A 24,262-nucleotide genomic window follows, 5' to 3' on the forward strand; every position below is an offset into this window, starting at 1 on the left:
ACGATGAGGGTTGACTGTGACGGAGACACCAGACGGCGACGCGGCGGCCACGCCCGAGGAGGGTGCGCCGGGCCAGCGGCAGCGCGTCGAGCCGGTCGGTCTCGAGATCGAGATGCAGCGCTCGTACCTCGACTACGCGATGAGCGTCATCGTGGGCCGGGCGCTGCCGGACGTGCGGGACGGGCTCAAGCCCGTGCACCGCAAGATCCTGTACGCGATGTTCGACTCGGGGTACCGGCCGGACCGCGGGTACGTGAAGTGTTCCCGGGTCGTCGGCGACGTGATGGGCCAGTTCCACCCGCACGGCGACTCGTCCATCTACGACGCGCTGGTCCGGATGGCGCAGCCGTGGTCGCTGCGGTACCCGCTGGTCGACGGCAACGGCAACTTCGGCTCCCCCGGAAATGACCCTCCGGCAGCGATGCGTTACACGGAGTGCAAGCTCGCGCCGCTGGCGATGGAGATGCTCAAGGACATCGACGAGGACACCGTCGACTTCCAGGACAACTACGACGGCCGGGCCAAGGAGCCCACCATCCTGCCGTCGCGCATCCCGAACCTGCTGGTCAACGGCTCCGAGGGCATCGCGGTCGGCATGGCCACCAAGATCCCGCCGCACAACCTGCGCGAGATCGGCGCGGCCGTCCAGTGGTGCCTGGACCACCCGGAGGCCGACGAGGAGAGCACCCTCGACGCCCTGCTCGGCATCGTCCGGGGCCCGGACTTCCCGACCGCCGCGCTGATCGTCGGCAAGCAGGCCATCTCGGACGCGTACCGGACCGGCCGCGGCTCGATCCGGATGCGCGCGGTCGTCGAGGTCGAGGAGGACGTTAAGCGCCGGACGAACCTGGTGATCACCGAGCTGCCGTACCAGGTCAACCCGGACAACCTCGCCGAGCGCATCGCCGAGCTGATCAAGGACGGCAAGCTCGCCGGCATCGCCGACATCCGGGACGAGTCGTCCGGCCGGACCGGCATGCGGATCGTGATCGTGCTCAAGCGCGACGCGGTCGCCAAGGTCGTGCTGAACAACCTGTACAAGCACACCCAGTTGCAGGAGACGTTCGGCGCGAACATGCTCGCGCTGGTCGACGGCGTGCCGCGCACGCTGAACTTGGCCCAGTTCGTCCGGCACTACGTGCAGCACCAGGTCGAGGTCGTGGTCCGGCGGACCCGGTACCGGCTGCGCAAGGCCGAGGAGCGGGCGCACATCCTGCGCGGGTACGTCAAGGCGCTCGACGCCCTGGACGACGTGATCGCGCTGATCCGCCGCTCGCCCACCGTCGAGGACGCCCGGTCGGGCCTGATCCGCCTGCTGGACATCGACGAGGTCCAGGCGACCGCGATCCTGGACATGCAGCTCCGCCGGCTGGCCGCGCTGGAGCGCCAGAAGATCATCGACGACCTGGCCAAGATCGAGACGGAGATCGCCGACCTCCGGGACATCCTGGCCAAGCCGGAGCGGCAGCGGAGGATCATTTCCGAGGAGCTGGCCGAGGTCGTCAACAAGTACGGCGGCGAGCGGCTGACGCAGATCATCCCGTTCGACGGCGAGGTCTCGATGGAGGACCTCATCGCCCGCGAGGACGTGGTGGTGACCATCACCCGGACGGGGTACGCCAAGCGGACAAAAGTCGACCTGTACCGGTCGCAGAAGCGCGGCGGCAAGGGCGTCAGCGGCGCCGGCCTGCGGGCCGACGACATCGTCAGCCACTTCTTCGTCTGCTCGACGCACGACTGGGTGCTGTTCTTCACGAACAAGGGCCGGGTGTACCGGGCCAAGGCCTATGAGCTGCCCGAAGCCAACCGGACGGCGCGCGGCCAGCACGTCGCGAACCTGCTCGCGTTCCAGCCGGGCGAGATCATCGCGCAGGTCATCCGGATCCCGAACTACGAGGTGGCCCCGTACCTTGTGCTCGCCACCAAGAATGGTCTCGTGAAGAAGACCCGGCTCACGGAGTTCGACTCGAACCGGACAGGCGGCATCATTGCCGTCAACCTGCGCGACGACGACGAGCTGGTGGGGGCGGCGCTCATCTCCCAGGAGAACGACCTGCTGCTGGTGTCGAAGCTCGCCCAGGCGATCCGGTTCAACGCGACGGACGAGGCGCTCCGGCCGATGGGCCGGGCCACGTCGGGCGTTATCGGGATGCGGTTCGGCGACGACGACGTGCTGCTGGCCATGGAGGTCGTGCAGGACGGAACGGATGTCCTGGTGGCGACCGACGGAGGATATGCGAAACGTACTCCGATCGAGGAGTATCCAGTGCAGGGGCGCGGTGGTAAGGGCGTCCTCACGGCCAAGATCACGGAGCGGCGCGGCGGCCTGGTCGGCGCGCTGGTGGTGGACCCGGGGGACGAATTGTTCGCGATCACCAGTAATGGTGGAGTTATTCGGACTCCGGTGAAGCCAGTGCGCCGAACGCGAGATCGGAACACAATGGGGGTCAAGCTGATGGACCTACCAGACGGCGTGAGCCTAGTGGCCATTGCTCGCAATGCCGACGAGCCGGACGAACAGGATTAGTTGATGACGGAGACACAGGCGAAGTCTGGTGCCACGGGGGCGCCGGCGGACGGGAGCAAGCCGGACGACCCGGACGCCACCCGCGTCGTCACGCGCACCTCCGCGGCCGCGGACGCGACTGGCGCCAAGTCGGCCCCCGCGGCCGGCACGTCGGCACCCGGAAGCAGCCAGGGCGGCACCCCCGCCAAGCCGGCCGGCCAGCCCCCCACCGCGTCCGCGTCGGCGTCCGCGGACAAGACGACCAGGATCGTGCCCGGCAACGCCAAGCCGGCGGCGCCCGCGGCCCCGCCGAGCAAGCCCGCCGCGGCGGCGAAGCCGGCTCCTGCCGGACCGGCCGGTACGACACCGGGTACCGCCGGCAAGCCGGCGCCGGCCGCCCCGGCCAAGCCCCAGCCCGGCCCGGGCGGCAAGCCCGGCCAGGGCCCCAACGGCACCGGCAAGCCGGCCCCGGCCGGCGCCGGCAACAACCCGACCGCGCCGATCCGGATCGCCGCGGCGGCCCGCTCGGCGGCCACCACCATGCCGATCCCGACCGGCGCCGCGGTCAAGCCGGCACCGACCGCGCCCGGCGCCACGGGCGCGGCCCGGGTCGCCGAGGCCGTCCGGGCCGCCCGGGGCGCCGCCACCGGCACCTCCCGCGGACCGCGCCGGGCCCGCCTGCACCTCAAGCGGGTCGACCCGTGGTCGGTGATGAAGCTGTCGTTCGCCCTGTCGATCGTCCTGTTCATCGTGATCATCGTGGCGACGTCGGTGCTGTACCTGGTGCTCGACGCCATGGGCGTCTTCGACAAGGTCAACTCGACCCTGGTCGACCTGGTCAACGCCGGCGGCGGCAGCGGCAGCGGCAGCTTCATGATCACGGCCAAGGGCGTCATCGGCAGCGCCGCCCTGCTGGGGCTCGTCAACATCGTCCTGATGACCGCGCTGGCGACGCTGTCCGCGTTCATCTACAACGTCTGCGCCGACCTGGTCGGCGGCGTCGAACTGACGCTCGCCGAGCGCGACTGACCGCCCCCGACGCGCCCGACCGGCACCGACCCGGTCGGGCCGCGCGCGGGGGTCCGCCGCCGGCCCGCCGTCCGCCGGATGGGGCCCTGCGGGCGGCCGCGGCGGCGGGGTACGGTAACCTAGCTCGGTCGTACGAGGCGGCCCGCCGATCCTGCGGATCAGCGTGGTCACCGCCGTGCGGCGGCGGTTCGATGGGGCTATAGCTCAGTCGGTTAGAGCGCAGAGCTGATAACTCTGAGGTCGCTGGTTCGATTCCAGCTAGCCCCACCCAGCACAGCCAACCAGCAGCGCCACACCGCCTTTGAGGGGACTGCCCCATGTGGAAGAAGCTCCTGATCCTGGCCGGGATCGTCGGCGCCGCGGCGCTGGTGGCGAAGAAGGTGAAGAGCGCCAGCGACGAGCGGGCGCTCTGGCACGAGGCCACGGCCGCACCCGACCTGCGCTGAACCGGCCGCCTGCGGGAGCGGGCGCACCGGGGCCATAGCTCAACTGGCAGAGCACTGCCTTTGCAAGGCAGGGGTTAGGGGTTCGAGTCCCCTTGGCTCCACCGAAGGTTGCATTGCGCGAACCTGACGTGGTTCGGTGTTTCCGCTGGTTGTGGCGGGTATGCCGGTGGGTTGGTTGGGGATCCGGAACACGGGGATCACTCCTTCGTCGGTGATCTTGATTTCGGCTACGAGTGCTTCGATGGTGGCCTTCCTTTCTGCCTGACTTCCGCTGGCGATGATCTCGGTGAGGTGTTGGCGGAGCCGGTCGATGGTGCCTGGTGGTGGGGCGGTCGGGACGTCGTTGAGGTGGTCTTCGAGGTCGCCGTGGCGGGCGCGTAGGTGTTCGATCTCGGTGCGGAGTTGGCGTAGCCGTGCTCCGGCGGTGGTGTCGTCGAGGGTGCCGGTTTCGAAGGCGGTCAGGTACTTGTCGATGGCGGCGTTCTTGGCGCGGATCTGGGTGGTGAGGGCGTCGAGTTCCTGTCGTTGGTGGGCGGCGTCCTGGTGGTGTTGGTCGTGGGCGCGTTGCAGCGCGGCGGCCAGGAGGGTGTCGGCGTTGGCGTAGAAGTCGGCGAGGGCGTCGAGGACGAGTTGGTCGAGGATGTCGGCGGGTAGGCGTCGGGCTTGGCAGCCGTTGGTGCCGTAGCGGATGCGGTGGTAGCAGGTGTAGTAGCGGTAGCGGCGGGTCTTGCCGGTGGCGGCGGTGCCGATGTAGCGGTTGCCGCAGGCTGGGCAGCGGATGAGGCCGGTGAGGTAGTAGTCGGAGTCGCTCATGGCGCGGTGGCTGGTCCTGTCTGTGCGGGCCTCGGCGATGGCCTGGGCTTTGGTGAAGGTGTCGCGGTCGATGAGTGCGGGGTGGGCGTCGGGGACGTAGACGTCGCGGTAGGCGATGTCGCCGGCGTAGGCGGGGTTGTCGAGGAGGCGGCCGATGATGACGCCGGACCAGGGCTTGCCGGCGCGGGTGGTCAGGCCGCGCTGGTTGAGTTCGTCGGCGACGGCGCGGGTGCCGAGCCGGCGTTCGACGTAGAGGCGGAAGACTTCGCGTACCACAAACTCCTCGTGGGAGCAGGGGGTGAGTTTCTGGGTGTCGCGGTCGACGGTGTAGCCGTAGGGGGTGCGTCCGCCGACCCAGCGGCCTTTGGCGGCCTTGGCGGCGGTGCCGGCCTTGACCCGGTCGATGATGGTGTTGCGTTCGAACTCGGCGAACATCCCCAGCATCTGGATGTTGAGCTTGCCCACGGAGCTGCTGGTGTCGATCGACTCGGTGGCCGACTCGAACGCCACCCCTACCTCGTCCAGATCGGCCAAGAGCTTGAGCAGGTCGCGTTGGCGGCGCGAGAGCCGGTCGAGGCGGTAAACGAGCAGGACGTCGAAGCGGCCCGCCCGGGCCGCGCGGAGGGCGTTTTGCAGGCCGGGCCGGTTGAGGGTGGCGCCGGAGGCGTCGTCGGAGTACTCGGCGACGATGGTGGCGTCGTCGCGGGCGTCGACGTGGCGGTGCAGCCCGCCGCGTTGGGCGTCGATGGAGAACGGCTGGTTGTCTTCGTCGGTGGAGCGGCGGGTGTAGATCGCTACCCGCCGCATCCGTGTGCTGTCAGGTGCCGCCGCGGCGGCGGCGGGGCTGGGTCGCCCGCGCCGCCGCGGCGGTGTCAAGGGTGGGCTGGTCATATCTGCTCCTGCAAGGGGTCTGGGGGTTCTTTGTCGGTGGTCCAGAATCGTTGAATGAGGACGGCCAAAGCGTCAGCCGCCGTGTCGAGTTCGTCGCGGTTCATGGAGGCGGTTTCGACTTTCGCCAACTGTGTGGTTTCGGTGTTGCGGCTTCGCCTTCTACCGCGTCGCCGCGACGTAGCTGACGTATCGTCTGGTATGGATTTTGCCTGGTCAGGATAGCTCGGATTGATGTGGTGTGGACGGCGTGTGGAAGCCATGTTCCTCCGGCTAGGGCATTCTTGTGGAGTCGATGGAGTCCGTTCATGCGGGTCCTTCCTTTCTGTCGATAAAGGAGCGGGATGATACCTTCGGCCGCTGGCAGCGCCGAGGCATCGGCAGTCGGATTGTGTGACACTGTTGCCCGCCGGCACTCGAGCCGACGAAGCATGCGGAAATGCGGGCGGACGCGGCGGCGGACGTCGGTCCGCTGCCCCGGACATCGGTCCGGTCCTGGCCGCTGGTGGACGCTCGCCGGGTGGACATGCCTTGTCCGGGCGCCGGACAGCGATGTCCGGCCCGTGCGGGTACGTCAAAGATCACGGTTGGTGTGCCTGTCGAGGACGAACCGATCTAGGTCGATCAGCCGCCTGCGAGCCGGATCCCCCTGCGTGGCCCACCACACCGCGTCGGCGGCGCACAGGCCGGCTGGGAGGCTGTCACGGGCCAGCGTGGCCGCCGGGTGCGTGATACCCGCCTCCCGCAGCCGCTGGTGCAGGTTCCCCTCCCTCGCTGAGGTTCCCAGCGAGAACAGCACCGGTCGGACGCGCTCGAAGTCGTTGGCCATGTCGCTGTACAGGTGCATCTTGTCCACCAGCACCGTCAGCGACTCCGAACCGGTGTCGTACTCAAACCAGAACCTCACCCGCCGGCCGTCCTCGGCGAAGACCCCGGCCGCGTCCGGGCGGACCTTCGCCCGCAGCAGCGATTTGAACGGGCTGTCGCCCGGCTCGCGGAACGCCCCCTCGCCCTGGAAGAACCCCGCGTGCCGCCACTGCAGCAGCGCCGCCCCTGGACGGGTGCGGGCGTAGCCGGCCAGGTCGGCGAAGAACCCGTTGACGCCCAGCTTGTGGTCCAGGTTCGCCCGCTGGGTCAGGTGCCAGCGCCGCTGCCTGGCCGCCGTGCGCCGCGGTACCGGGTCCCCGCGTTGCGCGGCGACCACGTCGACGCCGAGCTGGTCGAGAACGTAGTGGTAGGGGTAGGAGCCGCCCTCCCACCGCTGCGGCCGGAACCGACCCAGCACGCGGGCGTGGTGCAGGGTCTGCAGCCGCCGCTGCGCGGCGTCCAGCGACGGGAACAGCCCCCTGGCGATCTGGTCGGAGGTCAGCACGCCATGATCGGCGAGCCACTCCAGGAGCTGGAGGTCCCGGCCGGTCAGCCGGGACTGGATTGTCAGTACATGGTCAGTTGCTGCCATAAGCCCCTCCAGGGGGAGAGAAGGATGACCCCAAAGGGTCTGTCTGAGCAGCGCACCAGCCGCTGCCAGCGGCCACACGCTGCGGAAGCACGGTGGCAACGAGCCCGTCCGGGGCACCGTCCCAACACGGGCGCCAAGCCGGGCACCCACACGGGCGCCCGCCCGGGCAACCCGCCAGCCGCTGACAGCGCCCGAGATGCAGCCGGCGGGTGAGGACGTCGCTGTGGAGTTGTCAATGAACAGCGCCGGACCGACGGTCGGCGGCAGACCTGGTCACCGCGTCGCGGGCACAGTCGTGCCGCGTCACGGCATGAAGCAGCGACACCAGTTGGTGGATTGAGTGAGCCGATGGTCGGCTCGGCGGCGGCGCCCGCATGCGAATGAGCGGTACGGCCGACCCCGAACACGGTTGGGCTCGAAGACGAAACGGCCCCGCACACCCCGGCGCGTCCACGCGCTCAGGCAGATGGCAGCAGGCCAGCCTCGCCGAGGTCAACAACAACCTCGACAACGACGATCCCTCGATCACAACGCCAGGTCAAGTCGCTGTTCTGACCCCCGCAGGCGGCAGCCAAGCATGACGTGCGGGTCAGTACGCCTCAGTCCTTCCCAGTACGCCTGAGTCCAGAATCGAGACCGATTCGGGATGCTACGAGCAATCTTTCAGATGGTGAAGCGCGCCTGGTCCGGGTAGTGGTTCTCGGAGTTCCCACCCCGACGGCCTCACTGGCCCCACTGGCACTCAGTGGTGGACGATCCTCGGCAACACACAGCCGCGGTCGAAACCGCGATGCACCCACGCCTCCCCTGATGCCGCACTGTCGTGCCGAGTTGAGTGCGCCACATCAGGCCGAGATGGGCGCTCGGCATTGAGAGCTGGGCAGTGCGACAGTGCATCTCATGGAACTAAGGTATCCATGGCGGTAATAAAAGTCCTCACCCATAACAGGGTGTCGGCTACAGTGATGCCGTCAATGGGATGGCGCTTTATTTTGCGTGGTCGTGACTGCCTTTCGATATCGCCTTCGTGTGCAATAAGATTCCGGCGCTTCGTCAGGGAGTCGAGCCGCCCTGTGACCTGCCCCGGGGCTTCGCCCGTAATCCCGCCGATTGCCTTCCAGCAGTCGTGGACTCCCAACATCTTGAGTGCTGTTCTCACGTTCCTCTGCCCTTGGAAAGTCTGTTTAAGGATTGCGCGGTGAAGCGCGTTTCTGACGCGGACCGTTGGGCGGAAGTTCTGAGGCGCCACCTTAGCCGCCTTCGCCGGTCTGGTTGCCTTGACTGCGTTCGCCGTCGTAGCTGGCTTGAGCGCCTTGGAGGTCGTGGGGGTCTTCTGGCGTGCAGAAACGGACGACCGCGCCATCTCTACTAGGTCAGACAGCGGAACCTCTGTGTTCCGAAGTTCCTTCGGGAGGTTTCCGTTCAAGTCCACTCTGTGAACGGCCCAGTGTAAGTAGGTGTCAATTGCAGCAATCCCCATGACCCACGCCTGACGACGGAGGTCCTCCCGTGTTCCAATCGGTGTCCCAGCAACGTCGAGCTTCAGCAACTCATCTGCCCTATCGAGCACGTCCGCTGCGGCCTTGATCGGTGAGACAGCCATGGCCTCACTGTGGCAGCGCCGGACGCTGCGGGTTGGATATTTGGCAGCAGCGCGCTACGTGGGGGCACTCGTCCGCCGGTCTGTCAACGTAACTCCGAACGGAGTTCGCCTCACGTGTGACCAGCGGTCCCGCCAAGCTCTCCGAGCTCCGCTGACACACGAGATGCCGATATCCTCATCTGCTGCGGGTCGGATCCCCGGCCCTGTGTCCTGCCCTGGGCAGGTGGTCGAGCCGTGGCCATGGGCCGTCACGCCGCCCCGAAGGGACGCCGGAGGTCAGTACAGCCTCCAAAAGGGTGTGCTGTCAGAATGCTGGCGTGACTTGGAGCAGGGACAAGCAGGAGACGCTCGCGCTACCGATCGATGCCTTGGCGTTGTCGATCTTGAAGAGTTACGACGCTACAAATGGTTGGAACTGGCAGAACTGGATGCGCGGGGCCGAGCAGCAGGGTACGGCGCGGGATCCCGAGATCAATGGTGCTTTAAGCGAGGGCTGGGCATGGCTCATGACGCATGGTCTAGTCGTGCCAGATGCCACGCAAGCTTCCCCCAATGCGTACCGAATTTCGAGACTCGGAAGGCAAACGTTGACGCACGGCTTGTCTAGGCTTGCCGCAGCCGAACGGCTGGGCGTAACGACACTGCATCCGCGAATTGGGCAACGAGTTGAACAGCAATTTCTGCTCGGAGAGTTCGAGCAGGCGGTGTTTATCGCTACTAAGGAGATCGAGGTCCGGGTCAGAGAGATGGCTGGACAGCCAAATTCTGTCCTGGGTACTGACCTAATGGCCCTAGCCTTCTCGCCCACCAGGCCGGGGCCGCTAACAGACACTACGGCTGACCGCGGTGAGCAGGTTGCCATGATGGAGCTATTCAAGGGCGCCATCGGACTCTTCAAAAACCCTTCCTCTCACCGGCCCGTTGACTACGAGGATCCGACTCTGGCGAGTGAGATCGTACTCTTTGCTGATTTGCTGCATAGGCTGCTGGACCGAGTCGAGGAGCGTCGACGGACAGCCTCGGTGTGATCGCGCATGGTGCATCTGCGTAGCGCGCGTACTCCTTGACGGCCGGATCGAACGCGTTGTGCCCGACATACTCTCGTGCCGCCGATGGCGCGCTGAGCGGCGTCGTTTGGGGATAGGTCGGCGGCGTCGCAACCCGCCGGCCGGCTTGGTCATGGTGTTGGCGAGCGATTCCGATAGCCGATGCTGCTCTTTAACCCGACTGGCGGCGGGTGCGCCTCGTCGTTGAAGGGCTGCCGATCGTTGCTCTCACAGCATGGTCCCGGAGGGGTGCCGGAAGGTTCGAGGTGTTGAGCAGCACGTTGCGGTGGTGTTAGTGGTCGCGGTGGTAGCTGCCGTCGGGCTGTCGGACGAACGTGGTCAGCCCCGGTCGAACCGCCGCGGTGTGTCCGGCCCGGCCGGACTTGCCGGCTCGCCTAGGCCGCCGAGCAGCTCCTGCGCAACGGCCGATCCCGAAGAGCGACGTGGCACTCGATCATGGGTGACGAAGTCCGTCCCGAGGAGCGGACGATCGATGCGGCTCCGGGTGGTGACGCAGGTCGGTCTCAGACGGCGGGATCCGGGTGTCACACTTCCACTGTGTGGGGACCAGGCGACAATGATTGCGTGCATCCAGACCGGCCCAGGGTCGACAACGGCGGCCCGCGTCCAGCCGAAGGTGAGCGCGCCGCCGTCGTCGGGTTCAGCGGCCAGTACAGGCTGGCTGCGCGGACCGTACGCGCAAAGATCACTACCCTGGAGTGGATTCGAGTCGCGGATCCCGATGCGGGAGCCGCGGACGATTTTCAGTTCCAGGCCGGAGGGACTCGGTACGCCCTGCAGGTCAAGTGGGCGCAGTACCCCAGCACCTTCGGCTGGGCCGAACTGGTCAATGCTTCGAAAGATGCGCCACCGCTTGTCGCACGCCTCGCGCAAGCCTGGCAGCGCATCCGTGAGACCTGGTCGGGACCGCTCGAGATCGGGCTATGGAGCAACGAGAACCCCTCGGCAGCCGCACCGCGCAAAGGCTCTGCCCTGGCGTCCAGTTCAGCGCTGCCGCCGCGGCATTTCGCCGCGTTCTTAGCCAGGTCTTGGATGCCGCTTCGGGAGCGCCTACGCCGTGGCGACGGCAGTTGGTCGCAAGTCGCGGCGCTGCCTGAGGCGACCGCCTGGCAGTCCGCGTGGGAGGCACTGCGCGTCGCGACCGGCCTGGACGCCGATGCGTTCGCCGCATTCGTCGGCGACCTGGACCTGCACTTCGGCCCTGCGGTCGAAGATCCGCTGCTGCGCCCGGACGAGGCCCCCCGAGACGAAGACCTGGAGCACCTCGCCGCGACGCTGCAGGCGCTGGTAGCTGACCCGGCCAGACCGATGCAGCTTAGCCGCGAGGCGCTGTTCGAACGGCTTGGCTGGACCGACAGGCTCCGCTACCGGAATCGACATACCTTCCCAGTACCCACTGTCTATACGGCGAACGAGGCCGCCCGGCGGCAACTGCAGGTACGGCTCGACGAACTGACGGGCGGCTACGTGGCACTGGTCGGTCCGGCCGGTGCGGGCAAGTCGACGTTGCTGGCCAGCTTGACCTGGCCGAAGCGGCGGATTGTCCGGTACTACGCGTTTGTTCCCGACGCCTCCGATCCGCTGAGTGGGCGCGGTGAGGCCGACAGCTTCCTTCACGACGTGAGTCTCGCGCTGGAAGGGGTCGGCTTCCGTCGTCGCGGCTACGGCAACGACCTGCGCAGCCAGCGTGCCGTGCTGCAGGCGCAGCTTTCCGAGGCCGGCGAGCGGTGGCGGGATAGCGAGGAGGCGACTGTCATCGTGGTCGATGGGCTCGACCACATCCCGCGCGAGCAGAACCCGTCGCGGTCGCTTCTAGAGGAGTTGCCTTCACCGGTGGGGCTGCCGGAGGGCGTGTTCGTCGTGCTCGGCACGCAGACGACCGGCATCCTGCCGCGGCCGATCCGTGAGGCGTTGACCGTCGAGGATCGGACGGTCGAGCTGCCGCCGCTGGCGCCGGATGAGGTGCTTACGCTGGCCGACGCCGCCGGACCGGGCGATTGGCTGCTTCCCGGGCAGCGCGAACGCCTAGTTGCGGCCAGCGAGGGTCACCCGCTTGCGTTGACCTACCTCCTGCAGGATCTCGCGGCGCTGGAGTCCGCGGAGCCTGATTCGCAGCTACGGAGCTTGGCCGTGGATACGCTGCTGAGCGATGCCTCGGCGTACGGCAGCGAGGTCGGGGTGCGATACCGCGGCTATCTGCTCGCCGTTGGCGATGACCGTGAATTGCTCGACGTCTTGGCCGCGGTGGCCCGGCTGCGCACACCGGTGGATCTTGAGTGGCTCAAGACATGGGTCGCGACGCCGGTACTTGAGGCGTTCGTTCAAAGAACGGCGACGTTCTTTCGCCGTGAGGGAACGGTGTGGCGGTTCATCCACAACAGCTTTCGCCGGTTCCTCATGGAGGAGACGTCGCGAGTTGCCGGGACGTTCGACGGCGAGCGGGATCGGGCGTTGCACGTCGCGCTGGCCGACGTCTGCGGGCGCTCCGATCAGCGCTGGCTGCTGTACCGGGATGAGGAGCTGGCGCATCGGTACCTGGCAAGGGACTACGCGCGGGTGATCGACCTGGCGACACCGAGGCTGCTGCGGGACAAGATCTTGGCGCTGCGCCCGATCGCCGTCGTGCGAGACCAGGCGCGGCTCGCGTTGCGTGCAGCTGCCGATACTGGTGATCACGCCAACCTCGTCCGGATGCTGCTGTTTCATAACGAGATTTGTCAGCGGGAGATGGTCATCCGCCCCGAGAAGCTTGCCGGCGTGATGGTCTACATGGGGCCGCCCGAGCGAGCTCTCGAGCACGTCGTGGCGGCTGGTCTCTTGCGAGTGCCGATCGAGGCGGCTTTGAAGTCCGCTGTTCGTTTCGCCCGTGCGGGATCCATCGAGGCGGCAGCGCAGATTCTCCGCGCTGCCGGCAGCCTGACTGAGGTCGTGCGCGACAAGCCCGGGAGCGCCGCCGACTGGGCCGAGGTAACACTCCAGGTTTCCGGCTTGGACGAGGTTCTCGCGCAGCTCGATGACCAGCTGCGGGTTCCAACCGCCGACGCTGAGCCGGATGCCCTGTCGGGGGCGCTCGATGACGAGACGAAGTGGGCTGCCGAGCGTCGCCGACGTGATCAGGAGGAACGCATCGCCCAGACAAGGTCGGCGCGCCAGGTGATGCTGGCCCGGTGTTTCGATCTGCTCAACGAAGTCCGTGAAGAGGCAGCCCTGACGACACTGCGGGACAGGATCGACCGGGAGTCGCCCTTGGGTTGGCGCGCACGGGCCCGGGTTGTGCACGCGGTCGCCGCCTGGAAGGACGGCGATAGGAGCTCCGTCTTGCATTGGAGCCGCGAGATCGTCTCGCTGAACACGGTTGAGCGAGACGACGAAGATGAGGAAGATGCCTCACCAACGCGCCCCGGTGGGGTCCCGCTCGGCCTTCGCCTCACGGCCGTGGACATGCTCATCGCTAGCGGTCTAGCCGACGCGCCCGAAGTCGATCTGCTCGTGCCGCCGGATACCGTCGCTGCATGGCCGTCCGTGCTGTCGGGCCGGGACGGGTTGACGCCGTTCCAGACGTTCATCGACCTGGCTAGGCTGCGCGTCCTAAGGGCTGCGACCGGCGGCACCACCCCCACGGGCGCCCTGTCACCGGTCTCCGAGTCGCGTGACGCCGGAACCGAACGGTTCCGGCTTGCCCTACGCACCCTCGCGCAATTGGAGGGACGCCAGGCCGCAGCCAACATCGGCCGTGGGAGCGCACCAAGTGTCGCTGCTGAGGCCGATCCGATCACTCGCCTGCTCGAGGTGCCGAATCACCAGACACGGGACTGGACGGGTTGGCACTCCGTCTCGGACGCGGCGCCCGGGCTATTTCGGCGGCTGACCCGACTTGCCGCGGCTAGTGGACCGGATGCTGTCCAGGCGCTCCTGGACCGGTTTGCTGCCGCATGGGAAGACCCGCATCGAGTCAAGTACTGGTCGCCGCGGAGGCAGTTGCATGCCCTGCGCGCTGTTCTGTCCTTTGCGAGGGCCGATGTTGTCATCGATCGAGTGCGGGACCACCTTGAACGGCTCGACACCGCCATCGCGGGGTGGACCGCCGGACCGCACGACCTGGCTGAGGTCTGGCTCGATCAGGCGAAAGCGTGGAGCAAGGCTGGGAACTTGCAGCGGGCGGAGGAGGCGGTCCGGTCAGCGCTGCGCGCGTCTTGGGGTCCAGGAATCCATCACGACGACCGACAGCTGACCGCCTGGCTCGACTGGCTGAGCGCTGCCGCCGACAACATGCTGGAGCGCGAAGAGTTCCTCGAGGCTGCCCGCAGGTACGCGGGCCGGCTAGTCGCGGCGAACGACGCCGACGGGGACATCGCCGAGGCCGCCGCACTGCTTGTCCAAATGGTATGGCCGGCTGACCCCGCTCTGAGCACGGCACTGGCAGAGGCCTTGTGCGAATCCGGCATTCTCGACGAGGACGACGCGGTCGAGGCTGTGCTGCTGGGAGGTACACGCGACCCGCAAGTGCCGGTCGAACTCGCCGCCATAGCGGCCGCGGAACTGCTCATCCCGCTTCGCAAGCAGCCCTCCCACGACGTGCGCCGGGCGATCGAGCAGCGCCTGGATCCGCAAACGCCGCAGGCGGTCGCCACCATCGACGGTGCCATCGCGGTGTGGTCGGTGCCCGAGGACGCCGACAGCCGCACCTCCGCCAACAGCGCTGGTCCACCTGCCGCGTCAACCGAACGTGGCGAAAGCCCGGTGCCGGCGGTGTCCGCAACGAGCGTTACAGCGTTGTTGACTGAGATGCGCCGCACCCCGCACCCGGGCGGCGAACACCGCGACTGGGGTCGCGCGGTCGAGGCAGCGGCTAGCCATGAGGTGACGCCTGCCGTTGCCGGGGCGTTGCTGAAGGAAGCGAGCCGGCTGCGCATGGACGGCGAGGCCCTTGGTGGGATCGCCGCGATTGCCGCACGAGCCGGCCTGGCCGAGGCCGCCGCAGAGGCGCTCGCCGACGCCCTAGCCCGCACCCCGGCCTACGGCTGGATCCGCCACTACGACGGTGGCAGCCGCCTCAACCTGCTGCGGGCCGCACTGCGGCACCGTGATCCGACCATCGCACGACTGGCGGCATCCGACCTTGCCGGGGCATTGTCTACCGGTGCCTTGTCGGGGCAGATCGAGCCCACTGACCTGCGCCGGATCCTCGAGACGATCGCCGGCGAAGGCGCAGTCGCATCCGCCTGGTCACAGGTGGCGGAACACCTAGACGTCTATGCGCCACCAGTCCACCAGGTGCCCGGCCCGGACGAGCCAGTTGCTGCTGCCGGCACACCAGCGGAGGCACTGCTGCGATGGGTCGCGGGCTACTTCGGACATCCCGTTCGGCCACGCGATTTCGGCGCCAGGCGCGTCCTGAACACTGGACTCAAGATGGCGCTCCCGGAAGCGGGGACCGTGCTCGCCGAGTCCATCAGTCTCGGTGGGTGGCAAGCAGAGGCCGCGCTGCACACCCTGGCCGTCAACGGCCCGCCGCGGGCGGCGCTGTCGCCGGCACTCGCGGAGTCAATCGAAACGGCGGCTGCATCAGATGACGCCATATGTCGCGACCTGGCCCGTCGGCTATGCGAGCGCCATGGGCTCACCGCCGCCGTGCCCGCGTTGCGCCCACTGGCACGCACCTACGAACTGGCCCTACCCCCGCTGCGAGAGCGCGCCGCGCCCGAACCGGACAGCCGCGGGGTTCCAATGATCGACATGCACGACCCGCAGCAGATCGTCGCGCCGTTCGATGAGCCACTTCGCCTTGCGGCCAGGGTTGCAGGACTGCCGGAGATAGCGGTCCTGCACCGCGCCTCAACCATCGCGACAGCACTCGACCTGCCGTGGTTGCAGGGCGGGCACCAAGCACATGCAACTCGTCTGGAGACCCGAGGGCAGCGCCATGGTTACCGCCCGTGGGCGTTCATGGCTGGTCGCCGCGCGCTCGGGTTGGTTCTCGCCGAGCTGGTCGACGCTGAATCCCTCGATGGCGATGTCGTCGCCGCCCCTTCGTACGCGCTCGGGCTCATCGATGAAGTGCTGGTGCACGTCGTTCCGGAGCCGCTGGACGACACGACACCTGCGCCGTGGCGCGCACCCACCGACGCCAGCTACGACGTGCGGGGCTGGTGCAGGCAGACCGAGGACGCTGCACGGACCTACGCGACCGCGGTGGAGCTGGCGTCGAAATACGTACTGGCCGAGTCCACCGAGTGGGTCCGGTTGGAGTGGGAGTTGCCCGAAGAGCGCCGGACTATCCGGGCCGCGCACGGGCTAGTTGAAGCGGGCGGCATCGTGCTGCCTCCCCGGGAACTCTGGGAAACGAGCCTGGCGCCCGCAACCGACTACTCCCGGGCTCGATACCTGGCCTGGGCAGACCAGCAACTGGTTGTCGAGGGATGGGAAAGGGACACCGACCCGCCGTGGTACCACTGGCTCGCACTCCACCCCGCGGTCGGCCATCACCTCGCCTGGACACCCGACCTGACCGAGCCCTTCTGCTGGCACGGCGACGACGGAGGCTGGCGGGCACGCTCAATTCGCCGCGCCCGCGGACAACTCACCCATCAACCACCCAGCCAAGCCTATTGCGCCGAGGGCTGGCAGGTAGTCCTGAGCGATACCGGACTCGCTGAGCTTCGCCAAGCGTTCGGGCCGCTGCGGCGTAGCCTCCTCGTCCGGCGGACCCTACCGGCCCGGCCTCGCGACGACCGACCAGCGGCAGAGAGCAGCCGCTACTGCATCTCGATCACCGAGCCGTGCTGATTAGAGCCGGTACTCGTAGACCGCGCGGTCCTTGCCCGGCCCTTTGTAGTCCGCGTGGACGTGCACGTCGCCGATCTTGAGATCGCCGGGAACGTTGGTGTAGCCGAGGGTCAGCCACGCACGGTGCGCGGCGCCGTTGTCCGGCTCGGACGTCAAGTAGAGGCGCTGGCAGCCCCAGCCGCGGGCTCGGTCCCCAACCCCTGTGAGCAGTGCCGACGCGATGCCTTCGCGGCGGTGGTCGGGGTGAACCATGACGTCCTGGATGTAGACGTCGGTGGGATCGTCCTGGCTGCGGAAGGCAAAGACCGCGCCGGCCAAATGGTCATTGACGAACGCGAGCGGGCAGGTGGAGGAGAACAGCTTCGCGTAGAGCCAGTAGTCAGACGCTGTGCGAGGCCGGATGTACGGCTCACCGAGACTCATCAGCTCGATGACCTCCGCGATGTCCTGCTGTCGCATGGGTACGACCTTCATCAGGACCGGTCGGGGCCGCGGAGCGCGTCGAGGTGTGTGCTGAACCCGCGGACCAAGCTGGCGAGAAGCGCCTCGCCTTTGGCAGCCGTTGCCAGTGATGGCTGTCCGATGATTCCGGACTTGGTGTATGCGGCCATGCCGTGGACCAGGAGCAGGCTGCGTTCACCGCTGAGGTGGTCGTCCTCGTCTACGGAGTGTGGCGCCAGCTTCGGGATTACGTGTCGAAGGATCGATACCTCCAGCTCACCGCCGTGCATGTCGTCGTGTGACGTGGAGGCTAGCCCGGCGGCAGCACGGGCGGCGTGCCAGTCGTCGCGGGTGGGAAACAGCGTCATCGCCGGCCTGGCGATGTTCGCCTCCTGCACGATGTTCGACAGGACGTAGTTGCCGCCGTGGCCGTTAACCAGTGCGAGCCTGTGGACGCCGGATCGCCGGAGCGAGTCGGCGATATCGTTGATCATGGCGCTGAGCGTCCGGTGGCTGATGCTTAGGGTGCCGGGCCAGGCGGAATGCTCGTGTGAGCAGGAGATCGTGATCGGCGGTAGCAGGAACAGCCCATAGGCGGCGGCGACTGCGTTGGCGATGCTGCTGGCGATGATGGTGTCGGTGGCCAGCGGCAGGTGCTCGCCGTGCTGTTCGAAGCTGCCGATCGGTAGCACCGCGACGTCCGAGGCCCGCTGTGCCTCGTCGGCGCTGGTGGCGGTCGAGATGAGGTCCACGGGCTCAATCCTTCCAGGTGCTGGCGGTCTGTCGGTGGTTGGCGAGGAACTGGTCGACCGTGCTTACGCCGCGGTGTCGGCGCAGCGCCTGAGCGGTCGGGGCGATGGCCCGGAGAGCGCGGGCCGATCCGGCTGTGCTCGCCAGGTCGAGCGCGCGCAGTCCGGCTACAGCTGCGGCATCGACCTCGTGCTGCGCGGCGTAAGCATCGGCGAGCCAGGCGAACCAGAGCGCCTGGTCCACGGGCATGGCCGACTGGTTGGCGAGAAGGGCGTGGAGTTCTTCCGCGGCGGCGTCGGCGCGTCCTAGAAGTTGCAGGCAGCGGGCCCTGTGAGCCGAGACGTAGACGGCGGTGCAGTGACCGGCGAGAGGGTCGTCGCCCGAGGGCTCCTGCAGGAGGTGCCCAGCGCGGTCCAGGGCGGAGAGGCAGTCCCGGTCGTCGCCGGTGAGCGCGTGTCCTTCGGCCTCGCGGACGATCGCGAGTGCCCGCACTCGATCGGGCAGGGCAATACCCGCAAGCTGCGCCTGCTGAGCGAGCGCGATGCCCCCTGCAGGGTCGAGATGCTCGATGGCCTGCTGGCTGCGCCGCATCAGTACGTACGCAGCCACGGTGTCGTCACCTGCGGCCGTGGCCAGGTCGAACGCACGCCTGAGATGTCGGTTGGCGTCGGCGTAGGCCCGTCGGTTGTCCTCTATCCATGCCAAGAACTCCAACCAGCGGGCCTCGACGACCAGCAAGTTCGAACGGAGCTTCGCCGGGGCGCGGGCGCATGCCTGGGTGATCAGCCGAAGCTGCCCGAGCACCACGCCGCGACTGTCGCCGAGCCCGCGGTCGGCCGTGGCGGCTGCGACCAGAGGCAGCAAGCTGTTCCAAGCAGAGACGTCGTTCTCCGTCGCCCGCGGGAGGAGGGGCTCGCGGGTGGGTGGCGGCGGGTCGAAGCTGATGCCAAGCAGGTGGCGCGGGATTCGTAGGCCCTCGGCCAGCCGTTCCAGGACTTCGTACGAGGACACTCGCTGGGCGCCTTGGGAGATCGCCCGGACGCGGGTCTCGCTGAGCCCGGTGTGTCGGGCGATTCGTGCCCTCGAAACTCCTCGGCTGCGGAGGAAGCGAAAAAGTAGCCCGATTTGATGGCCGGCGAGTGCCTGACGTAGCGGCACACCTTCGAATTCGGCCGCGGCCCACCAGGTCGGATCCAGTTCCGGAGCGGCCACCCCTGCCCTCCTCGACGTCAGCCTCCGTGGGAGGCAGGCCGATCGTAGTCCTGGGTCGGAACGCAGGGGGAGTCCAGCATGGACCCCTACCGAGGACTGATCCACACCCCATGGACCGCCATAGCGTCGCCGCCACACAGCCGTCGCCCCGCTCAGGGCTACAGCGATGAGGAGGCGCCGATGACTCGCCGAACCAAACGATCATGGAATCACCTGTCGATGCACGGACCTGGGGCACCTCGACCCGTGCGCCGCCGTTCCCAGCGAATCACCACCTTGGGTACGCGGTGGACCCGTTGAACGCCCGAGCCCTCGACGTCCCTGCCGCCGTTTGGTCTCGGGAGTCCCTCCAGGCGCTGTTGCGCGACGCCTCTCCGGCCTCCGACACCCGTTGGCGCCGATGGTGTGCCGAGTTGCTCCGGACGGACCGGCTGGGACCCCGGACCCTCCACGACTGGTGGCGGGTCATCACGGAGTTCGACCCGGTCCTCGCCACCTGTGCCGCTCGCCTCATTCACGTACCCGACAGCACAGTGGTCGTGGCAGGCAGCGGCAAGGAGCAGTTCAAGACCTTTAACGTCAGCACCGCTGCCGCCATCCTCGCCGCCGCGGCTGGGGCACCGGTCGTCAAGGGAATCTCGCGGTCGGTGTCGGCAGTCTCGGGCGCCACCGACATCCTCGAATCACTGGGCATCCGGCCAGTACCAGATCCGGCGACCATTCCGCAGGCGCTGGACCGGTACGGCATCGCCTTCGTTCCTTATCCGCAGTTCTGCCCTAGCTACGCGGCGCGGTACGACGGCGTCTTCGACGTGCTGAACCCCGCCAGCTTCTTCATGCCAGTCGCCACCATGTGTGTACGAGCCCGCGGCTACGTACTCGGCCTGGCGCACAACGACGTCACGCTCGCCGCCGCCGCGCTGCGACGCATCCGGCCCGACCTCGACACCGGCCTCGTCGTCTCAACGGAACTGTCCCCCGGCGAGACCATCGACGAGTACGGCGACGTCGGCGTGCTGAGGTTGGCCCGACAGGTGGCCGGAGTCATCACCAGCGACCTGCGCCGCGGCGCTCCGCCGACCGCCTCATGGCGGCGAGCTGTCGCACATCGGTCCACCCACGGCGCCAACGCCACCCTCGTTGCCCATGCTCTGGCCGCCGGCCCGGACACACCCACCACCCGGCTCGTGGAAGCGAACGCCGCTCTGGTCGTCGAGGCCAGTGGTGCGTACTGGGGCCCATTCGAGGCGGCAGGGCGGGTCCGCGACGCGCGCCGGTCTGGCCGCGCCATGCGACTCCTGACGACCCTCACCGACGCCCGATAGGGAGCCCGAGATGCCTGCTGACCTCATCGATCCGGCTACCGCGGCGGCGGTGGCCGGAGACCTCGGCCCGACCGCCGGCCGGTTCACCCACATCGACGACGCAGTTGCGGTGCTGGACACCGCGCAGCGCGACGGACTCGCCGTCGTCACCGGATTCGGTCCCACCAACGCGCCGACCGCCGGAACGCTGTCAGTCATGCTCGGCGCTGTCGAGTTGCAACGACGACTCAAGGCGCCCATGACGGTCGTCATCTCCGACCTCGGTGCATGGAACTCGCGCAACGTCCCCTGGCCGGTGCTGATTCGCGTCCGGGACCAGATGTCGGCGTTCTTGATCGAGCTTGGCCTCGATCCGGAGACGGCGGGGCTGCGCTCGCACCTTGACCACGACAACCTTGTCCGTGCTGGCCGGGTCGCCCGGTACCTGTCTCGCGCCGACTTTCAGCAGCACCGGGAGAGTCTGCTGGAGCTGTACGCCGACCACGGGCTCCTCGGCAGCGAGATCGGTGTGGTCGTCGACTCGCTGTACACCGTCGCCGACGTACTCGGCCCATTCGATTCCGGCGCGTCCAGCGTGCTGATGGTCTCCGGGATGGAAGAGGCGTACTTCACCGACCTCGCCAGGCTGGTGCTCGATCGGCAGGCCGCCGCCGGTGAGCTGAGCCTGGACTGGAACGGCCGGATCGGTGCCCTCTACTTCCGGGTACTCGAAGGGCTCGCCGGCTACCCGAAGATGTCCAAGAGCATTCCGGCCTCCAGCATCCACCTCAACATGGCCCCGGACGAGATCGCCGAACGGGTGCTGAGCGACGACGACGCGAGCCAAGCCGCCCTGCTGTCGGCCATCGAGCTGAGCAGCGGCTGGGCCGTCCAAGAGGTCGACGAAGCACGCCAGGCATGTGCTGAACGCGGCGAACTGCCCGGTCCCTGGACCGACGTTCGCCGGGAGTTCTGTGACACCTTCACCACTTTCGCCGAGGCATGGCGCCGGTGTGCGCCGTGACCAGGACCGTCGTCCTGCTCGGAGCCTCCGGGCGGCTCGGCACCGCTGCACTTCCGCTGTACCTCGCGGCTGGCTTTGAGGTCGTCGCGGTCAGCCGCACCCGGCCCGAGGCGCTGCAGAACGGCCTGTGGATCGCCGCGGACCTGGCCGATCACCGGGACCAAGTCCGGATGGTGACCGCAGTGGACCGCTTGACCGCCGGACACCGGCATGTCTGGTTGGTCGACAGCGCGCTCGATCGCAGCGGCGTCGATGCCATGCGCCGAAGCATCGACGGCGTAACGACGACCGTGCTGCGTCTGCATTCGCACCTGGCAGCGAGGAGTCGGTGGTGCGGCCTGATCGCCGCAAGCACCACGGCTGTACTCGCACCGGGACTTCTCCAGACACCCTACGGGCTTGCCAAGCGACGGCAGGTGATCACGTATGCGCGCTCCGGCCTGTCCGGCGTCGCATTGCTCCTACCTCAACTAGCCGCCGCCCCGGCGGTCGCGGGCACGTGCGTCTTCAGCGAGGCCGCCACCGCGTTGTTCGAGAGCAGTCTGCAACCGCCGGCAGGCTTTTCGCTGCGTATCCCTGCCCTTCGTGGTAGGGCCGCGTGCTCCAACGCGGCCGCGCCGCGGGGTGAGAGATCCGCAGCTATCGCCCACCTGCGCAGCCTGCTCCTACGGCGTAACTCGATGCAGGCCCACAGGGCGGCGGCCCACAGCCGCCTGCGCCTGACGCCCCAGCGACTCCGAAGTCTCGTTGACCACCACCTCGCTCCACCGGAACTGGTACGCCGCTTCGCCCACCGCTACCACCTCACCGTGACTGACGACCGGGACTCCGGGCTCGCCGTCACCAGCCCAGGAGCGACCCATGCGTGACGACAGCGTTGACGTTCTCGTCGTCGGGGCAGGCATCTGTGGCCTGGCCGTCGCCATCACCGCGGCGCGCCGTGGCCTGTCCGTGCAGTGCGTCGGCGACGGACGGCCAGGCACCTCCGGCGACAACTTCGGCCAGCTGCACTCCGGCGCCGTCTACGCGCCGGTCCTGCCCGCCGTCGCACAGGCATGCTGGCAGTACCGCCATCGCTGGTACGACCTCATCGGGCCGGCACGGGCCGGTGGAGCCCACGGATTGGCGTTGTTCCGCGTCCCCGACACCGTTGACCGATACCGTGCCGCGTGGCACACGCTCGGCATCGATGTCGCGGAAGTCGACCCCCGTACGGCGGACCCATTCGGGCACGCGGTGGCTGCCTTCCGCATCCCGGACCACAGCGTGCATCTGCCGGCCCTGCGCGCCAGCCTCCTAGACCTCGCCCGGGCGAGCGGCGTGCGAACGGCAACCGGATACGACGTCACCGTCCGCCGGGATCCCAGCACCACGCTCGTCACGGCAGGCGTCGGTCCTCGGTTCCGCACGATCGTCCTGGCGACGGGAGCCGACACCCCGGCCCTCCTGGCTCATGCCGGGATCGGGAATACGCTCCGGACCCGCCGCATCGCCTGGGGTCGGCTCCCGCAAGCAACCTCCGGAACGCTGACCTACTGGTTGGACGGCGACATGCTGGCGATCAGCCCGGACCGAGACGGCGCCCGAGTCGGCCTTCCCGGCACCGCCGGCCGCTACGGCACCACCGAAGCCGAATACGCCCGGCTCCATGCCGCGCTTGCACAGCGCGGCATGGCCGCCGAAAGCCTCAGCCTGCGCTGGGGCACCGTGTGCGAGCCAGGCGAAGCAGGGGCGGACCCGTCGGCCCTCATCATGGACCTCCGCGGCCCGCTTGCGGGCTGGTCCCCGGCGGCGAACCTGATCGTCGCGCTTCCCGGCAAGTGGACCACCGCCTGGCACTGCGCCGATCAGGTCATCGACGCTATCGCCTGACCGCGACGTCGCTCAGCCGATGCCGATGGCGTCGCGCACCCGCTCCAGTAGCGGCCGGGTCTGCTTCCGCGCTTTGTCCGCGCCGTGGGCGAGCAGGTCGTCCAGCTCGCTGCCCGGCGCGATCAGCGCTTCGTACCGGTCCCGCAGCGGCGAGAACCGGGTGATCAGCGCCTCGGCGAGGTGGTTCTTCACGTCGCCCCAGCCGACCCCGCCGGCGAGCAGCGCCGCCCTGGTCTCGGCCACGACCGCGGGATCGCCGAAACGCTCCAGCAGCGTGAACACCGCCGAGGAGTCCGGATCCTTTGGCGCCTCAACCGGGACGCTGTCGGTCGGGATGCGTCGTATGGTCTTGCGCAGGGCGGCCTCGGGAGCGAACAGCGGGATCGTGTTGCCGTAGGACTTGCTCATCTTCCGCCCGTCGGTGCCCGGCAACGTGTGCGCCGTCCCCTCCGCGGGAACAATCGGCGCGGGGACCTTGAAGGCGAACCGCTCGCCGTAGACGGCGTTGAACGCGCCGGCGATGTCGGCGGCGTACTCGACGTGCTGGAGCTGGTCGCGGCCGACCGGGACCACGTCGGCGTCCATGATCAGGATGTCGACGGCCATCAGGACCGGGTAGTTGAACAGGCCCATGTTGACGCCGGCGTCGAGGTCGTCCTTGCCTGCCTCGCGGTTGCGGTCGCGCACCGCCTTGTAGGCGTGCGCGCGGTTCATCAGGCCCTTGCCGGTCACGCAGGACAGCACCCAGGCAAGCTCGAACGTCTCCGTGAGGTCAGACTGTCGGTAGAACGTCGTCCGGTCCGGGTCCAGCCCGGCCGCCAGCCAGGTCGCAGCAACCGATCGGGTGTAGTGCCGTAGGAGGTCGCGGTCGCGGATGGTCGTCAGCGCGTGGTAGTCGGCGATGAAGTACACCGAGTCGTAGCTGTCGGCCAGTTCCAGGGCCGGCAGGATCGCGCCGATGTAGTTGCCAAGATGCGGCTCGCCCGTCGGCTTGATGCCGGTGAGCGAGACCTTACGCGCCGTCGAACCCATGTCCGCGACTGTACCGTGGGACGTCGCTTC

The 24,262-nt window shown here is 68.2% G+C and carries 17 protein-coding genes, 2 tRNA genes and 1 pseudogene; 13 read left to right on the top strand and 7 right to left on the bottom strand.

Going from position 1 to position 24,262, the window contains the following annotated elements:
• Positions 1 to 16 precede the first annotated feature (16 nt).
• From gyrA to IEY94_RS23940, 7 genes are all read left to right on the top strand, one after another.
• Entirely contained in the window at positions 17 to 2,527 is a 2,511-nt protein-coding gene (gene gyrA, locus IEY94_RS08540) for a DNA gyrase subunit A (protein WP_373291245.1), read from the top strand.
• Between the two features lie 3 nt (positions 2,528 to 2,530).
• Entirely contained in the window at positions 2,531 to 3,535 is a 1,005-nt protein-coding gene (locus IEY94_RS08545) for a DUF3566 domain-containing protein (RefSeq protein WP_189169548.1), read from the top strand.
• Positions 3,536 to 3,728: 193 nt separating this feature from the next.
• Positions 3,729 to 3,802 (top strand) — tRNA-Ile (locus IEY94_RS08550).
• Positions 3,803 to 3,852: 50 nt separating this feature from the next.
• Positions 3,853 to 3,981, top strand: a complete 129-nt coding sequence (locus IEY94_RS23395) for a DLW-39 family protein (protein WP_229783443.1) — start codon at positions 3,853 to 3,855, stop codon at positions 3,979 to 3,981.
• A gap of 28 nt (positions 3,982 to 4,009) precedes the next feature.
• Positions 4,010 to 4,082: transfer RNA gene (locus IEY94_RS08555), tRNA-Ala, on the top strand.
• A gap of 70 nt (positions 4,083 to 4,152) precedes the next feature.
• Complete coding sequence (locus IEY94_RS08560; RefSeq protein WP_189169549.1) at positions 4,153 to 4,362, top strand: hypothetical protein; 210 nt, start codon at positions 4,153 to 4,155, stop codon at positions 4,360 to 4,362.
• A 147-nt stretch (positions 4,363 to 4,509) separates the two neighbouring features.
• Positions 4,510 to 4,635 (top strand): hypothetical protein, encoded by a 126-nt coding sequence (locus tag IEY94_RS23940; protein WP_268244826.1) that lies wholly within the window; start codon positions 4,510 to 4,512, stop codon positions 4,633 to 4,635.
• Between the two features lie 18 nt (positions 4,636 to 4,653).
• Here IEY94_RS23940 and IEY94_RS24280 read toward each other — a convergent pair.
• From IEY94_RS24280 to IEY94_RS08580, 3 genes and pseudogenes are all read right to left on the bottom strand, one after another.
• A pseudogene (locus IEY94_RS24280) lies at positions 4,654 to 5,685 on the bottom strand (recombinase family protein); the annotation flags it as partial.
• Between the two features lie 571 nt (positions 5,686 to 6,256).
• Positions 6,257 to 7,141 (bottom strand): replication-relaxation family protein, encoded by an 885-nt coding sequence (locus IEY94_RS08575; protein WP_189169550.1) that lies wholly within the window; start codon positions 7,139 to 7,141, stop codon positions 6,257 to 6,259.
• An 898-nt stretch (positions 7,142 to 8,039) separates the two neighbouring features.
• A complete protein-coding gene (locus IEY94_RS08580; protein WP_189169551.1) occupies positions 8,040 to 8,744 on the bottom strand; it encodes a hypothetical protein in 705 nt (234 codons plus the stop codon).
• A gap of 317 nt (positions 8,745 to 9,061) precedes the next feature.
• On the opposite strand from IEY94_RS08580, the gene IEY94_RS08585 reads away from it, so the two are divergent.
• Both IEY94_RS08585 and IEY94_RS08590 read left to right on the top strand, forming a co-directional pair.
• Entirely contained in the window at positions 9,062 to 9,772 is a 711-nt protein-coding gene (locus IEY94_RS08585; protein ID WP_189169552.1) for a TIGR02391 family protein, read from the top strand.
• 603 nt (positions 9,773 to 10,375) lie between these two features.
• Positions 10,376 to 16,597 (top strand): P-loop NTPase family protein, encoded by a 6,222-nt coding sequence (locus tag IEY94_RS08590; RefSeq protein WP_189169553.1) that lies wholly within the window; start codon positions 10,376 to 10,378, stop codon positions 16,595 to 16,597.
• Here the strand turns inward: IEY94_RS08590 and IEY94_RS08595 are convergent, their stop codons facing one another.
• Genes IEY94_RS08595 through IEY94_RS08605 form a run of 3 tightly spaced genes read right to left on the bottom strand, consistent with a single transcriptional unit; the run spans position 16,598 to position 19,000 of the window.
• On the bottom strand, positions 16,598 to 17,056 hold the full coding sequence (locus tag IEY94_RS08595; protein WP_229783445.1) for a GNAT family N-acetyltransferase: 459 nt from the start codon (positions 17,054 to 17,056) through the stop codon (positions 16,598 to 16,600).
• Between the two features lie 14 nt (positions 17,057 to 17,070).
• Entirely contained in the window at positions 17,071 to 17,790 is a 720-nt protein-coding gene (locus IEY94_RS08600) for a creatininase family protein (RefSeq protein WP_189169555.1), read from the bottom strand.
• Between the two features lie 4 nt (positions 17,791 to 17,794).
• A complete protein-coding gene (locus tag IEY94_RS08605; protein ID WP_229783446.1) occupies positions 17,795 to 19,000 on the bottom strand; it encodes a helix-turn-helix domain-containing protein in 1,206 nt (401 codons plus the stop codon).
• 413 nt (positions 19,001 to 19,413) lie between these two features.
• Between IEY94_RS08605 and IEY94_RS08610 the strand changes: the two genes are divergently transcribed.
• Genes IEY94_RS08610 through IEY94_RS08625 form a run of 4 tightly spaced genes read left to right on the top strand, consistent with a single transcriptional unit; the run spans position 19,414 to position 23,200 of the window.
• A complete protein-coding gene (locus IEY94_RS08610; RefSeq protein WP_189169556.1) occupies positions 19,414 to 20,325 on the top strand; it encodes a hypothetical protein in 912 nt (303 codons plus the stop codon).
• Positions 20,326 to 20,335: 10 nt separating this feature from the next.
• Complete coding sequence (locus tag IEY94_RS08615; protein WP_189169557.1) at positions 20,336 to 21,328, top strand: nucleotidyl transferase family protein; 993 nt, start codon at positions 20,336 to 20,338, stop codon at positions 21,326 to 21,328.
• Positions 21,325 to 22,197: an NAD-dependent epimerase/dehydratase family protein gene (locus IEY94_RS08620; RefSeq protein WP_189169558.1), complete on the top strand. Its 873-nt coding sequence runs from the start codon at positions 21,325 to 21,327 to the stop codon at positions 22,195 to 22,197. The genes IEY94_RS08615 and IEY94_RS08620 overlap by 4 nt, the downstream gene beginning before the upstream one ends.
• Entirely contained in the window at positions 22,190 to 23,200 is a 1,011-nt protein-coding gene (locus IEY94_RS08625) for an NAD(P)/FAD-dependent oxidoreductase (protein WP_189169559.1), read from the top strand. Before IEY94_RS08620 ends, IEY94_RS08625 begins: the two co-directional genes overlap by 8 nt.
• Before the next feature lie 12 nt (positions 23,201 to 23,212).
• On the opposite strand, the gene IEY94_RS08630 is transcribed toward IEY94_RS08625, so the two are convergent.
• Positions 23,213 to 24,232 (bottom strand): tryptophan--tRNA ligase, encoded by a 1,020-nt coding sequence (locus IEY94_RS08630; protein ID WP_189169560.1) that lies wholly within the window; start codon positions 24,230 to 24,232, stop codon positions 23,213 to 23,215.
• Between the last annotated feature and the right edge of the window lie 30 nt (positions 24,233 to 24,262).

It is taken from the genome of Pilimelia anulata (assembly GCF_014647895.1).
GTDB classification, from domain to species: Bacteria; Actinomycetota; Actinomycetes; order Mycobacteriales; family Micromonosporaceae; genus Pilimelia; species Pilimelia anulata.